The sequence below is a fragment of the Methylosinus sp. DMC45 genome, assembly GCF_056313885.1.
Window position 1 is genome coordinate 1 of sequence record NZ_JBQUZK010000053.1, and the last position, 14,105, is coordinate 14,105.

The window sequence follows — 14,105 nt, forward strand, 5'->3', positions numbered from 1 at the left end:
TGCTCACCCCACGCCCGCGGGCGTATCAACCGCCGGGACTCAACTCGCCGCTGGATGAAACTTCGGGGGCACGTCACTTGCGTAGAAACAGAAGCAGAAGTCCATAAGCGTCAGCTTTTTAATCGCCCTATTAAATCCATCGAATGTCTTCATGAGACGCTTGAGGACTATCTTGATAGCCATGATTTTGCATCGCCTGCAATTATCTGGTTTGACTACGTTAATCCAAAGGCGATAACATCACAGATCGAACGTTTTTCTCAGACCATCGGAACCGTCCCGATTGGAAGTATCCTCCGTGTCACCCTCAATGCGAATCCAACCTCATTAGGTAAACCCGACTCCAGCGAGCTTTCTGTTCAGGTCGACGGCGATGCCTCGATAGATCGAGGCACAAAGCCAACTATTCAGGAGTGGCGGCTCGCTCGCTTTCGTGAGCGGCTGGGATCGCTTTTTCCTAGCGGCCTAAGCCCCGAAGGTATGAACTTCAAGACTTATGGACCAAGTTTGCTTCGTGTAGTACAACTGGCGGTCGAGAAGGAGGCTCTGAGCTTTCGAGACCGTAAGATTATATGGGCACTAAGCACCCACTACGCAGATGGACAAGCCATGGTGACTGCTACACTGGTAGTATGCCCTACGGCCGACAACGTCATTGAAGAAATCATTCGAGGGTGGGAGTTCCATTCTACTCCCGACGCGCCGCATCGCATCGACCTACCCGCATTGTCGACATTGGAACGGCTAACAATGGAATCCGACGAAGGCGCCCAAGCAAGGATGGGCTTTGCCCTGCCGAAATCTGATATGGGCGAGGACCCATTCCTCGTGTTCAAGAAGTTCTACAGAATCTTCCCCCACTTTTCCCGTGTCGAGCTGTAGAATCCTTTGAATCTAACTTTTGTGCCAATCGTCGCGTTGGAATTTTCCACAAAATAGAAAATTCAGTCCCTTCACTCGGTCTCACAGCAAAACCTCTCCCGCGGCAAAGCTCGCACCAGACCGACCGATCGGAGGCCACGCCAATGGACATCCCCGTTTCGATCCCGCCATCGCCGCGGGAGTCGCCCTCTCGACCGCCGTGACCGACGCCGTCTATGTGTTCTTCAACGCCGCGGTTTCCGAACGCCGTCGCGTCGCCGCTGCGAGCTGGAGCAGCGTCTGGTATCTGCTCTCCGCTTTTGCGGTCATCAGCTACACATCCAACTGGGCCTATGTGCTGTTCGCCGCGCTCGGCGCCTGGATCGGCGGGTTTTTGTCGATCACCGCCCTCAATCGCGTCGCCCCGCCGCGAGGCGCGCTCGGCGCCGCGAGAAATGACCGAAACGAATGACGGGAAAACCGGCCAGCGCTCGACGAAATCACTCACCTTATTGACCGCGCTACGCGTTCGGATATTCATAGATCACAAGGCGCGGGCGGCGAATTTCCAGGCGCTATGTTTCGTTCGAGGACCGAATTTATGAAAGCGGCGGCAGTTTTTTCGACCTTTCTGCTCGTTCTCGTCCAACCGGCGACAGCCCAATCGATCTTCGACGGGCTCGGCGGAACAGGAGATCCTGCGCGGGACGCCGCCTCGGCGGAATATGAGCAATGGAAGAGGACGATCGCCCGTCAGGCCAAAGAGCACACCTCGCGCCTCTGGCTCGGACATGGGTCTGTGACCGTGCATTTCTGCGTCGACGCCGCCGGCCGAGTGGCCGATGCGAATGTCGTGAAAGCCAGCCGTAACGAGCAGGCGCTCCTCGCCTTGAGCACGATTTCCTCGCTCAAATTGCCGCCTCCCCCGGCCTCGTCCCGCAAGGCGGCCGGCGGCAAATGCCACTTATTCTCGCAGAGCTTTTTCTATCCTTGAGCCCGGCGGACGGGAGGCCACGCATCATGTATCGAGCGATCATCGTATTTTGTCTGATCGGCGCGTCGCCGGCGGCCTTGGCGCAATCCCTCTTCGGCCCATCGGAGCGGCCCACTCTGGCCGCCTGCATGGCGACCCCGGAGAACAAGGCCTGGATACAGACCGTCACCCAGCAGCTCCGCGAACGCGCGCCGAAGCTCAATCTGGGACGCGGAACAGTGACCATCAAGTTCCACGTCGATTTCAGAGGCCATGTCACCAGAGCCTCTTTCGCGAACTACGACAATAACGCCCGCGCGCTGGTCGCGGCGGGCATGATCACATCGCTGAAGCTGCCGCCGCCCCCATTCGACATGGAAACCGACTGCCGCGACTTCGAGCAGACCTTCCGCTTCCATTGACCGCTGCGGCGGGCGCCGTTGGCGAGCCGCCCCCGACCGCCCGATCAGAATTGGCGGCCACAATGCCGAGCGGGAGGCGGCCAACGCCGAGTCTGCGCCGGCTCGCCGCAGTTGGAATGAAATTTGATCGCGAAAGGCGTAACAACCGTTGTCCATAACGGCGCTTTTCGGCGTACGGGAGAGGCGCAGAGCGCGTTTACGCCACATTCGGCCCATATTCGGGCCGTCCTTGGAGCGAGACTATGTCTCGAATCGAACGCGCGGCCGCCAAAACGGCCGAGGTCGAGGCCGATCGGATGAACATGAGCGCGAAACCGACCCTACGCAGCTTTCTCGCCGTCGCCGCCATTGTCGCGGCGTCGGGGGCGTCGGCGGCCCCTTCCGTCGTCATCGACGTCGCCAGCGGCCAGGTCCTCGAGCAGGAGCAGGCGACCCAGAGCTGGTATCCCGCCTCGCTGACCAAGCTGATGACCGTCTATGTGGCGCTGGACGCGGTGCGCTCCGGCCGCATTCAATATGACACGCCGATGATCGTCTCGCCCCGCGCGCTCTCCATGGCGCCGTCGAAAATGGGCTTTCCGGTCGGCTCGGAGGTGACGCTGCGCAATGCGCTGGTCATGCTGATGGTCAAATCCGCCAATGACATAGCCGTCACCATAGCGGAGGGCGTCTCCGGCTCGGTGGAGGCTTTCGCCGATGAGATGAACCGCGCCTCGGCCAAGCTCGGCATGCGCGAATCCTATTGGGCCAATCCCAACGGCCTGCCGGACGACCGGCAAGTGACCTCGGCGCGCGATCTCGCCATTCTCGGCCGCGCGCTGCTGACGGAATTTCCCGAGTCCGCCGGCTTTTTCAACATAGGCGCAATGCAGCTCGGGCGGCAGATCCATCCGACGCACAATGGCCTGCTCGGCCGTTATCCGGGCGCGGACGGCATGAAGACCGGCTTCACCTGCCCCGCCGGCTATAATCTCGTCGCCAGCGCCACCCATGGCGGGCAAAAGCTCATCGCCGTGGTGCTCGGCGCTCCGACGGCGGCGGCCCGCACGGCCAAGGCGGCCTCGCTGCTGGACCGCGCCTTCATGACCGGTTCGCCCTCGGGCTCGGCGACGTCCCTGCCGACCTTCGGCGTCGGCCAGGCGCCGGACATGCGCGACAGCGTCTGCCGCCATCGCGGCAAGGCCAACGCCGAATATATGGCCGAGGTCGAGGATATGAATGTCGCCATTCCGCGCGAGAATGGCTCGACCGATCAGGTGAACGTCAAGACCATCGCCGCCCTGCCCCGCGCGCGCTTCGAGCCGACGCCCGTTTATCTCGGTCGCGCTCCCGGCTATGAGGGGCCGGTCGCCGGCGTGCGCGATCCCGGCACGCCGGTCGGCTCGCCCTCGACCGTCACCGCCTACGCCCATGAGCCGCCGGCCGCCGCCGCCTCACCGATAAGCCGCCCCGCGCCGGACGCGCTCTCCATGCGTCATGGACGCAAGGCGGCGGCAAAGGCCGCGCATGCGCCGGCGCAGAAGAAGACAGCCAAGGCGAAAGCGCCGCCGCAGGAGGACGCCGCCATCGAGGCGGAGGCGACGGAAAAGCCGGCGAAGACGGCGAAGCCCGCGCACGCCAAACCAGCGCAGGGCAAGCCGGCGCAGGGCAAGAATGTCGCCGCCAAAACGTCGGCGAAGGCTCCCGCCAAAGCTCCGGCGAAGGCTCCCGCCAAGGCTGCGGCGAAGGCTCCGGGCAAGAGCGTCTCCGCCAAGAACGACAAGCATGCGATCGGCGATCACGCCCCGCCGCACCAAGACAATGAGCAATGATTCGCCAATGACCGAGCGTTCCGAGCCGCGTCGTCCGCCGCCGCCCATTCCGCTGACGATCCTCACCGGCTTTCTGGGCGCCGGCAAGACGTCTCTGCTCAATCGCCTGCTCGCCTCGCCGGAGCTCGCCGACACTCTCGTGCTCATCAACGAGTTCGGCGAGGTCGGCATAGATCATCTGCTGGTCGAGAATGTCGAAGGCGACATGATCGTCATGAGCTCGGGCTGCATCTGCTGCTCGATCCGCGGCGATCTCGTCGCCGCGCTCGAGGACGCGCTGCGCAAGCTGGACAATGGCCGCATCCGCCCGTTTCGGCGCGTCGTGCTGGAGACGACAGGGCTCGCCGATCCGGCGCCTATTCTCCACACCATCATGTCGCATCCCTATCTCGCGCTGCGCTATCGGCTGGACGGCGTGGTCACGCTGGTCGACGCCGTAAATGGCGCCGCGACGCTGGACGCGCATGAGGAGGCGGTGAAGCAGGCCGCCGTCGCCGATCGGCTGGTCATCGCCAAGACCGACCTTCCCGAGGGCGCCGCCCGTCTCGAGGCGCTCGACCAGCGCCTCGCTCGGCTCAATCCGGCGGCGCGCCGTCTCATCGCCGCGACGGGAGAGGCGAGCCCCGCCGCTCTGCTCGACTGCGGGCTCTATGACGCCTCCGGCAAGATTCCGCAGGTCGCCAAATGGCTGAACGACGAGGCGGTCGCGGCGGCGCACGAGGCGCACCACCATCATCACGATCATGACCACCACGATCATGACCACCACGGCCATGCGCATCAGGACGTGAATCGCCACGACGCGCATATTCGCGCCTTCTGCGTCACGAGCGACGCGCCGCTCAGCCCCCAGGCTTTCGACATGTTCGTCGAGATATTGCGGCAGGCGCATGGTCCGCATCTCTTGCGCGTGAAGGGAATCGTCGGCCTCACCGACGATCTCGAGCGGCCCGTGGCCGTGCATGGCGTGCAGCACGTCTTCCATCCGCCGCATCGCCTCGCCGCCTGGCCGGACGCCGATCGACGCACGCGGCTCGTCTTCATCGTCAAGGATTTGGACCCGTCCTTCGTCGAGAAGCTCTACGCCGCCGTCGCGGGAATTCCGGCGCCGGACACGCCGGACGCCGCCGCGCTGCAGGATAATCCGCTTGCCCCCAAAAACGCCGGCCTGCTAGGCTGACGCGGGGCAAGCATCGGAATCGCGCGTCATGAGCAAATTCTTCGCATCGATCGAGCCGCAGCATCGCGACTTCATCGAGAAGCAGAAGCTCTTCTTCGTCGCCTCCGCCGCGCCCGCCTCGCGCGTGAACGTCTCGCCCAAGAGCGCTGATACGCTGCGCCTCATCGACGAGCGGACCGCCGTCTATATCGACCGCACCGGCAGCGGCAATGAGACGGCGGCGCATATGCGCGCCGACGGGCGCCTCACCTTCATGTTCTGCGCGCTCGACGGCGCGCCGCTGATCCTGCGCCTCTATGGCCGCGGCCGGGCGCTGGCGCGCGGCGGCGCGGAGTATGCGCGGCTGCTGCGCTCCGCCTTCGGCGGGACGGAGCCGCCGGGCGCGCGGCAGATGATCCTGATCGACGTCCAATCCGTGCAGACGTCCTGCGGCTTCGCAGTGCCGCTCTATGATTACGCCGGCGAGCGCGACGGGCTCGACCGCTGGGCCGCGTCGAAAGGCGAGCAGGCGCTCGACGCCTATCGCCGGGAAAAGAACCAGCAGAGCATAGACGGGCTGCCCACCGGCTTGTTCGAGAACGAAGATCTGGCCGCCGAATAGGCGCGAGGCGAAACTCACATGACGAATGCGACTGCGACGCACGCCGGCGAGACCGGCGTGAAAGCCTTGACGCTCGGCGCCCTCGGCGTCGTTTTCGGCGACATCGGCACCAGCCCCCTCTACACGATCAAGACGGCGATGGACTGGTCCGGCGGACATGTGAGCGCCGAGACGGCGCTCGGCATGTTGTCGCTGATCGTCTGGACCTTGATCATCGTCACCTCGATCAAATATGTCGCCGTCATCATGCGCGCCGACAATGACGGCGAGGGCGGCATTCTCGCGCTGATGTCTCTGCTCGGCATGAAGCACGGGCGCCATCCGGCGATCATCGCGATCGGAATGCTGGGCGCGGCGCTGCTGTTCGGCGATGGCGCGATCACGCCGGCGATCTCGGTGCTGAGCGCGCTCGAGGGGCTGAAGGCGCCTTTGCCCGTGCTCGCGCCCTATGTGGTTCCGCTCTCCATCGTCGTGCTCATCGGCCTGTTCGCCCTGCAGCCGCAAGGCACGGAGCGCATCTCGCGCCTCTTCGGCCCGGTGATGGCGCTCTGGTTCGTCTCGATAGCGATCCTCGGCGCGCGCGGCGTGATCGCGCATCCGAGCGTTCTTTCCGCCGTCGATCCGCGCGTCGGGCTGCTTTATCTCTTCACCCATGGGTTCGAGGGCTTTCTGCTGCTCGGCGCCGTGTTTCTCTGCGCCACCGGCGCCGAGGCGCTCTATGCGGATATGGGCCATTTCGGGCGGCGCCCCATTCGCCTCGCCTGGTACGGGCTGGTGCTGCCGTCGCTCGTCCTCGTCTACGCCGGCCAAACGGCGCTGCTGGTCGAGGGCTCCGTGACGGAGAATCCTTTCTTCGATCTCTGCCCAGCCCCGCTGCAATTGCCGCTGGTCGCTCTGGCCACCGTCGCCACCGTCATCGCGAGCCAAGCCATCGTCACCGGCGCTTTCTCCATGGCGCGACAGGCGATCCAGCTCGGCCTGTCGCCGCGCCTCGCCATCACGCAGACCTCGGCGCAGAGCTACGGCCAGATCTATGTCGGCTTCGTCAATTGGACGCTGATGGCGCTCACTCTGGTCCTCACCCTCGCCTTTCGCTCCTCGGAGAATCTCGCGGCCGCCTTCGGCATCGCAGTCTCGCTGACCATGCTGCTGACAACGGCGCTGATGTTCATCGCCATGCGCTCCATCTGGCGCTGGAGCCTGCCGCTCGCCCTTTTGGTCGGCGGCCTGTTTCTCGTCGTGGACGTCGCCTTCGTCGCCGCCAATCTCATCAAATTCTTCGAGGGCGGCTGGATTCCGCTCGTCGTCGCCGCCATCCTCTTCTTCCTGATGAGCTGCTGGAGCGAGGGCTTCGAGGCCATGCGCAAGGCGCTGGAGCGCGACACGTTTCCGATCGCCGATTTCGTCGCCAAATTCCACGGCAAGCCGCGCGTCGACGGCGTCGCCGTCTATCTGACCAGCCGCACAGACGTCGTGCCGGTCGCGCTGCTGCATAATCTCAAGCACAATAAGGTCCTGCATCAGCATATCGTGCTGCTGCATGTGGCCACCGCCAACACGCCGCGCGTCGATCGCGCGCGGCGTGTCGAGACCCAGTCCCTCGACGATCATTTCTATGCGATGGAGCTGAACTACGGCTTCATGGAGCAGCCGAACATTCCCTGCGCCTTGATGCTCGACACCATATCGAGCCCGCTGAGCTTCAATATGATGAACACCTCCTTCTTCGTCGGCCGACTCACCGTGACGCCGCTCGGGCGCTCGCGCTGGCGGAGGCTGCGCATCCACATCTTCCAATTCATGCACCGCAATGCGCTGCCGGCGACGGAATTTTTCCAAATCCCCTCCGGCCGCGTCGTCGAGCTCGGCGGCCAAGTGGAAGTCTGAGCCATGCTGGGGCGCGCCGCCGGCCTCATCGGCAGCCTAGGCGCGCGCCTGCTCGACATTGTGTATCCGCCCGTCTGCCTCGTCTGCCGCCGGGCGGTGGCGAGCCATGGCGCGCTCTGCCCGCGCTGCTGGGGCGAGATGGGCTTTATCGAGCAGCCCTATTGCGAGCGGCTGGGCACGCCCTTCGAGCGCGATTTCGGCCCCGGCATGATCTCGCTGGAGGCCGCCGCCGATCCGCCCGTCTTCACGCGGGCGCGAGCCGTCGTGCGCTATGACAGCGACCGCGCCCGCAGCCTCGCCCACAGGCTGAAATATTACGATCGGCTGGAGCTCGCCGAGCCGCTCGGCCGCTGGATGGCGCGCGCCGGCGCCGAGATCCTTTCGGACGCAGATCTGCTGGTCCCAATACCGCTGCATCGAATGCGGCTGCTGTCGCGGCGCTTCAACCAATCGGCGGCGCTCGCCCATGTGATCGCGCGAGAGAACGCCGTTCCGGTGGAGGCGCTGGCGCTGGAGCGCGTGAAGCCGACGCCGCCGCAAGTGGGGCTGACGCGCGGCCAGCGCGCGGCGAACATGCAGGGCGCCTTCCGCCTGCGCGAGGAGAAAAAGCCAGAAATCGAAGGCCGCAACATCGTGCTCGTCGACGATGTGCTGACCTCCGGCGCGACGGCCAACGCCGCGGCCCGCGTCTTGCTGCGGGCGCGGGCGACACGCGTCGACGTGCTGGTCTACGCCCGCGTCGTCGGCCAGAGCTGAAGCGAAGGCCTCCGTTGCAGCCATGCGCCGGAAGCGCTTATAAGAGCGCGCGAAAGGTCACGGAACCGTCATGCCGCAGATCGTCATCTACACCACGAGAACCTGCCCCTATTGCCGCGCCGCCAAGCAGCTGCTCGACGTGAAAGGCGCAGCCTATGAAGAGATTTCCGTCGACGGCGACGCGCAAAAGCGCGCCGAGATGAGCCGGCTGGCCGAAGGCCGGACAACAGTGCCGCAGATTTTCATCGACGGCCGGCCGATCGGCGGCTGCGACGATCTCTACGCTCTGGACGGCGCCGGCGAGCTCGACCCGCTGCTCGCCGCGGGCGAGCCGGCGCCGTGATCCTCTACCGGCTGATCTGCTCGGAAGGACATGAATTCGAAAGCTGGTTTCGCGACAGCGAAGCCTATGACGCGCAAGCCGCCGCGGGGGCTGTCAGCTGCCCTTTCTGTCATTCGACGCAGGTCGCCAAGGCGATCATGGCCCCGCATGTCGCCCGACGCTCGTCACGCGACCGTGAGCGCGAGGCGAGCCTCCCCGCTCTGCTGGACGAGCGCCATGCGGCGCTGCGGGCGATGATCCAGGAGCTACGCCAAAATGTCGTCGCCGCGACGGAAGACGTCGGCGACCGCTTCCCCGACGAGGCGCGACGGATGCAGGACGGCGAGGCCGAGAACCGCCCCATCCGGGGGCGCGCCAGCTTCGAGGAAGCCAAGGCGCTGCTCGAGGAGGGCATAGAAATCCTGCCGCTCCCCGGCCCGCCCGACGACAGCCACTGAGGCTCGTCCTCGACGAATTGCGCCGCAGACGCTTCTCGATGTCGGGCGCCGCTGAAATTCCGTCATATCCCAATGAATAATCTGCACTTTCTCTTTGAGAACGCGGCTCTTATCCCTTTGAGCCGGGCTTTGCGAAAAACCGAGACGCGAAGCCGAGCTCGAGGAGAAAAACATGAGTCTAACGACAGCAGCCGGCAAAGCCGGCGCGACCGACAGCGCCGACGTCGTCATCGTCGATCTGAAGCCAATGTGGATCGCCGCCGGCGGACTCGTCGCCTTCTATCTGTTCATTCGAATCTATGAGCAGATTTATGGCTGGCGCGCCGGTCTCGACTCCTTCGCCCCAGAATTCCAGACCTATTGGCTGACGATGCTCTGGACCGAGATTCCGCTGGAGCTGATCACCGGCCTCGGCCTCGCCGGCTATCTGTGGAAGACGCGCACGCGCGACATGGCCGCCCTGAGCACGCGCGAAGAATTGCGCCGCTGGGTCTGCCTCGCGCAATGGCTCGTCGTCTATGGCATCGCGATCTACTTCGGCGCGAGCTTCTTCACGGAACAAGACGGCACCTGGCATATGACGGTGATCCGCGACACCGACTTCACGCCCAGCCATATCATCGAGTTCTATCTCAGCTATCCGATCTACTCGATCGTCGGCGTCGGCTCGTTCTTCTACGCCAAGACCAGGCTGCCCTATTTCTCCAAGGGCTATTCGCTGGCCTTTCTGATCCTGACGATCGGCCCGTTCATGATCATTCCGAATGTCGGACTGAACGAATGGGGCCACACTTTCTGGTTCATGGAGGAGCTGTTCGTCGCTCCCTTGCACTGGGGCTTCGTGTTCTTCGGCTGGATGGCGCTCGCCGTGTTCGGCGTGACCGCGCAAATTCTGCTGAACATGAAACGCCTGCTCGGCGAAGACGGCGTGAAAGCGATCATCGACTGACGCGTCCGACAGCAGGTCACACCAAGCAGCCGCCCCTCGATCAGGGGGCGGCTCGTTCGCTTTCAGTTTCGTCTGATTGCCTCTCGGGCCGCTGATTCTCGCGGCGCCGCTCGATATAGGGCAGAAATGGCCGAGAGCCGACGCCAGCGAAGCGGGCCACCCGAAATTCCCGCGAACCGCCCCGCCCCCGTCGCGCTATGGCAAATCGCCCGGCTCCGATCTCGAGCCACCGTGCCTCAGCGCAGAATTTCGTAGGCGGGAGTGGTGCCAGGGGCGTCATCACAAACGTCGTATAACTACGTGGTATTTAATACAAAATGTCAGTGTGGGAAATCCCGCAGCCAACAAAAAGGCCAACAGCCTATTCGGCTGTGGACAACATCGCTGGCGATGTCCGCCAATGTGAGCAACACTATCAGCAGGCGGAGGCAGATTCCGTGAGTGCCTGAGCCATGCTTCAGCGCTCAGGGAGCCAAGCGGTCACGCCGCAGGTGCCGGGCAGGTTACTCACACCGCGAGTGAGAAAAGTCCCAGTCATCTCTTCCTGCTCGCGTCCTCAATGGCCTTCATCAGCGCGGCGTGTTCCCACTTCACGGACTTGCAGCCGTTCTGCCTGAACGCCGGGGGAACGCTGGTCGGGGCCTTGTCTCCCTTGTAAACGCCGATGACACCTTTGCCGCGCTTGATGCTTTCCTCGATCTCCCAGTTCACCCATTTGCTGGAGGCCGTTTTGTCGGAGAGATAGACCATTGTCACCGAGCAGCGATCGATCTTTTCGCGGATTTGCCGCTTGATGTAGTCGGCGTTAGTGCTGTCGAAGGGCTCCTTGACAGAATGGTCGTCGAACTGCAAATCAACCTTCTCATTCTTCGCTTGACCACGAAGCAGATTTACCTCGTCCAAATCTTCATGATTGAAACTGATGAAAACATGCCTACTGATGTCGCCTTTTGCCTCGGTTAGCTTCTGCTTTGCCTGTTCTTCAAGGCGCTTGATATCCGAACTATAAAGGCCACCGCCCGCGCTTCCACCCATGTCATTTCTCCTCATCGAATTGAAATTCCAAGCAGGCGATGCACCGGCCGCATGGCTCTGAATTACCGGTGTGGCACGAGTAGGTTCCCGTGATGCCTTTGGTCTGCGCCAGCGTGACCACGTCAGCTTTGTGGAAGTCGATCAGCGGTGTGATTACCTTGATCTGACGTCCCATTGCCGCGGAAATGCTGATTTCCGCCTGCGCTACAAACTCCGGCTTCTGGTCAGGGAACAGACTGGATTCCTCTGCCAGCAGGCCAATGGCCACCGACGACGCGCCTTGCTGATAGGCATACGCGCTGCCCATCAGCAAAAAAATCAGGTTTCGTCCCGGCGTGAAGGCATCGTTCTTGATATCCAGTTCGGCACGGGTCAGGCCAGACGCAATGACGCGCCCAAATCCCGACAGGTCCATGCGCGACGGCGTTGGAAGGCCCAAGGCGTCGTGGACAAGCTTGCAGGTTTCCCACTCCTTGCGGGCCGCCCGTTGTCCGTAATCGATGAAAAGTGGGAAGTGCTCAAGGCCTTCCTCCTGCGCCATCACGCCGATGAGCGTCGAATCAAGCCCGCCGGAAACCAAGTTCACGAAACTCATAGGAAAGCTTCCCTCTTGGCCACGCGCATCGTCAGCCAGGTCGCTAAATCGACGCAGCCTATCGAATGGCCGAATTCACCCGCAATCTCCCGAAAAGTATCCTCGATTTCCTCGTAGTGCGAGAGGCGGCCCAGCTTGCTGGGCGACAGAGATAGGCCGTGCGCCAGTTGCAGATAGTCCAACACATGAACATCCAACACAGCAAGATCGGCGCAGTAACCCACACGGCGCAGAAAGAGACTGGCCTGCTTGGGGCCGAAGCCCCAAATGTGCTGCATTAGGATTTCGCGAGCTTCCCTCGCGGTCCGCGCGTCGAACAAGATGCCGTGAATCGTTCGGGATTGCCCATAAATTTCGACGATGGTCTTGGCAAGCAAGGACGCCAACCGGTACTTGAAGCGTGGTCGAACCCACCGCTGCGTCCCATCACACGCGGGAACGAGCAACGGATCAGACAAGGCCGCAACAAGCTTTCTTTCAATAGCTTGAACGCTTCGCCCATGCGGCTCAGGCTGGAGGAGCTCCCTCTCGCGCAGCCGATCCGCCGTTGCTACCGCCATTTCGAACACCATCTGGCTGCCGAAGATGCAGATTGCAGTTTCGTACAGAAATTCTTCTTCCCCCATCAGCCGCCAGTTTTGCGTGGCCGATGCTTGCGCCTTGACCTCGAGACACATCGCGCGAATGGTTTGGTTGATGATATCAACAGTCATGGCTGGTCCCAACCAGTAACGGCCGCGACGTGGCGAAAGGCGCGAGAAGGCAAATTGGATTGGCAGAATTCCGACAGGCGATTCTGATTCACCGCATCACACAGCCTTCGCATCCAATCGGAGAAGAATTCGAGGTTGTGGGCCAACGTGCGCGCTTGAAACGACAGCTTGTCGTCGTCGCCCCATGCGGTCTGAGCGGCAAAGAAGTCAGCCTGCGAAAGGTGGTAAAGCAGGCCGGACTCATGATCCACCACCGTCTGGCACCATTCCAGCCCATCGAAGCTGTCAGCGCCGACCGCCGAGTACAGGGCGATGGAGATGGGGTTGCCAGTTCCCAGCAGGTGCAAAATGACGTAGCGCCCGAGTTCGTTCAAGGCCGCCCGAATCGCCTTCACGGCGCGGGCACGCTCAAGAACGCCATTGCCCAGACTGCGTTCTGGAACCGCCAGCATCGTGACGCCGGTCTTGGCGGCGACCGCTGCACACAGCACAGGCAATTCATTGGCCGAGGCGTGGATGATGGGGCTGATCTGGCAGCTACCCGCTGCGGCTTGATCAGCTTGCCAGCGTTCCGCGACCAAGGCGACATGATCGTCGACGCTGGCCGGTGGCTGCTGCTCGTCGAAGCCGAAGGCGAGATTGCAGGGGAAGTCGGCCAGCATCTTGTGGAAGTCTGCTTGCTTCCAGTCCGCCTTAGCGTTCTTCCAGAAACTTTCATAATTGCCGGAGTCCATCAATGTAACAATGCCCGCTTGACGCGCGGCATCCAGCGCCTGTTGCGCCGACTGTGGTTGATCGATGCCTGCCAGATCGAAGGCGGATACAAGAAACTGGCCGTTCAGCCCGCTCAGCGACGACAGCAACTGCAAATAATCTTGCGGGCGCAGCGTCGTCTTGACCGAAGAAATGGATGGGAAGTACACGGGCAACGGCAACGACCGCGCTCCGATGGTGAGTTCTGCGGGACGCACGACCGGCATCACGTGCCCTCCGGCTTCTGCGCCGTGACGGCGCGGCGCGTTTCATTGAACCAGTTGGCGTGTTCGGTCGAGACGTGCTCCTCGACCCTTTCAGCCAGCGCGACCAGCCGCTCAGACTCAGCCAAGCCCTTGTAGGGACCGGCGGCGGAAAGGAACAGGTATTTTTCGTGCTTGAGGCGCTCTGCTGTCGCCCGGTAGCTGAACCACAGAGTCGAATACTGATTCATTTGCTGGACAGCTTCCAGGACGGCGATCAAGACGCCAAATGCAGATGCAGCCCACTTGGCGTAATCCGCAGGCAACAGGCTTGTTGCCGGTATCAGCGCCGCGGATGTCATCTGGGCGATCTTCAAGCGCTTGTACCACCACTGCGCGCTCTGGCTCTTGCGGTCATACCATTTCAACTGATCGATCAGCCGGAACCATGCCGGATGCGACTCGACAGGCTCAGGAACCGGCGGCTCGCTATTCGTATTCTTCTCGTCGTCAGCCATGTCGTTACAAATCCCCCTTGAACGCCTTGTCGAGAATGGTCGGAAGCACGGCGTCCAATTAGGCGGTG

General features: G+C 62.6%; 17 protein-coding genes. 12 read left to right on the forward strand and 5 right to left on the reverse strand.

The window, feature by feature from the left end:
- From ACT53T_RS17720 to amoC, 12 genes are all read left to right on the forward strand, one after another.
- A partial coding sequence (locus tag ACT53T_RS17720) for an O-methyltransferase (protein WP_476162226.1) occupies positions 1–882 on the forward strand: 882 nt, incomplete at its 5' end.
- Between the two features lie 199 nt (positions 883–1,081).
- Positions 1,082–1,333 carry a hypothetical protein gene (locus ACT53T_RS17725; protein WP_476162227.1) on the forward strand — a complete coding sequence of 84 codons (252 nt, stop codon included), beginning with the start codon at positions 1,082–1,084 and terminating at the stop codon, positions 1,331–1,333.
- A 129-nt stretch (positions 1,334–1,462) separates the two neighbouring features.
- On the forward strand, positions 1,463–1,855 hold the full coding sequence (locus ACT53T_RS17730) for an energy transducer TonB (protein ID WP_476162228.1): 393 nt from the start codon (positions 1,463–1,465) through the stop codon (positions 1,853–1,855).
- 26 nt (positions 1,856–1,881) lie between these two features.
- Positions 1,882–2,256 (forward strand): hypothetical protein, encoded by a 375-nt coding sequence (locus ACT53T_RS17735; RefSeq protein ID WP_018265624.1) that lies wholly within the window; start codon positions 1,882–1,884, stop codon positions 2,254–2,256.
- A gap of 242 nt (positions 2,257–2,498) precedes the next feature.
- On the forward strand, positions 2,499–4,067 hold the full coding sequence (locus ACT53T_RS17740) for a D-alanyl-D-alanine carboxypeptidase family protein (protein ID WP_476162229.1): 1,569 nt from the start codon (positions 2,499–2,501) through the stop codon (positions 4,065–4,067).
- A 7-nt stretch (positions 4,068–4,074) separates the two neighbouring features.
- Positions 4,075–5,247 (forward strand): CobW family GTP-binding protein, encoded by a 1,173-nt coding sequence (locus ACT53T_RS17745; protein ID WP_476162230.1) that lies wholly within the window; start codon positions 4,075–4,077, stop codon positions 5,245–5,247.
- A 28-nt stretch (positions 5,248–5,275) separates the two neighbouring features.
- A complete protein-coding gene (locus ACT53T_RS17750; protein ID WP_400768044.1) occupies positions 5,276–5,848 on the forward strand; it encodes a pyridoxamine 5'-phosphate oxidase family protein in 573 nt (190 codons plus the stop codon).
- An 18-nt stretch (positions 5,849–5,866) separates the two neighbouring features.
- Complete coding sequence (locus ACT53T_RS17755) at positions 5,867–7,735, forward strand: potassium transporter Kup (RefSeq protein WP_476162231.1); 1,869 nt, start codon at positions 5,867–5,869, stop codon at positions 7,733–7,735.
- A gap of 3 nt (positions 7,736–7,738) precedes the next feature.
- A complete protein-coding gene (locus tag ACT53T_RS17760) occupies positions 7,739–8,491 on the forward strand; it encodes a ComF family protein (protein WP_476162232.1) in 753 nt (250 codons plus the stop codon).
- Between the two features lie 70 nt (positions 8,492–8,561).
- On the forward strand, positions 8,562–8,834 hold the full coding sequence (gene grxC, locus ACT53T_RS17765) for a glutaredoxin 3 (RefSeq protein ID WP_018265630.1): 273 nt from the start codon (positions 8,562–8,564) through the stop codon (positions 8,832–8,834).
- A complete protein-coding gene (locus tag ACT53T_RS17770; RefSeq protein ID WP_400768048.1) occupies positions 8,831–9,271 on the forward strand; it encodes a DUF1178 family protein in 441 nt (146 codons plus the stop codon). The genes grxC and ACT53T_RS17770 overlap by 4 nt, the downstream gene beginning before the upstream one ends.
- Before the next feature lie 172 nt (positions 9,272–9,443).
- Complete coding sequence (amoC, locus tag ACT53T_RS17775) at positions 9,444–10,220, forward strand: bacterial ammonia monooxygenase, subunit AmoC (RefSeq protein WP_476162233.1); 777 nt, start codon at positions 9,444–9,446, stop codon at positions 10,218–10,220.
- 534 nt (positions 10,221–10,754) lie between these two features.
- Here amoC and ACT53T_RS17780 read toward each other — a convergent pair.
- Genes ACT53T_RS17780 through ACT53T_RS17800 form a run of 5 tightly spaced genes read right to left on the reverse strand, consistent with a single transcriptional unit; the run spans position 10,755 to position 14,037 of the window.
- On the reverse strand, positions 10,755–11,255 hold the full coding sequence (locus ACT53T_RS17780) for a TIR domain-containing protein (protein WP_216280361.1): 501 nt from the start codon (positions 11,253–11,255) through the stop codon (positions 10,755–10,757).
- A 1-nt stretch (position 11,256) separates the two neighbouring features.
- On the reverse strand, positions 11,257–11,850 hold the full coding sequence (locus ACT53T_RS17785; RefSeq protein WP_216280360.1) for a 7-cyano-7-deazaguanine synthase: 594 nt from the start codon (positions 11,848–11,850) through the stop codon (positions 11,257–11,259).
- A complete protein-coding gene (locus tag ACT53T_RS17790; protein ID WP_476162234.1) occupies positions 11,847–12,563 on the reverse strand; it encodes an 8-oxoguanine DNA glycosylase in 717 nt (238 codons plus the stop codon). Before ACT53T_RS17790 ends, ACT53T_RS17785 begins: the two co-directional genes overlap by 4 nt.
- Positions 12,560–13,543: a hypothetical protein gene (locus tag ACT53T_RS17795; RefSeq protein WP_216280358.1), complete on the reverse strand. Its 984-nt coding sequence runs from the start codon at positions 13,541–13,543 to the stop codon at positions 12,560–12,562. The genes ACT53T_RS17790 and ACT53T_RS17795 overlap by 4 nt, the downstream gene beginning before the upstream one ends.
- Positions 13,543–14,037: a DUF4231 domain-containing protein gene (locus tag ACT53T_RS17800; protein WP_476162235.1), complete on the reverse strand. Its 495-nt coding sequence runs from the start codon at positions 14,035–14,037 to the stop codon at positions 13,543–13,545. The genes ACT53T_RS17795 and ACT53T_RS17800 overlap by 1 nt, the downstream gene beginning before the upstream one ends.
- Positions 14,038–14,105: the final 68 nt, after the last annotated feature.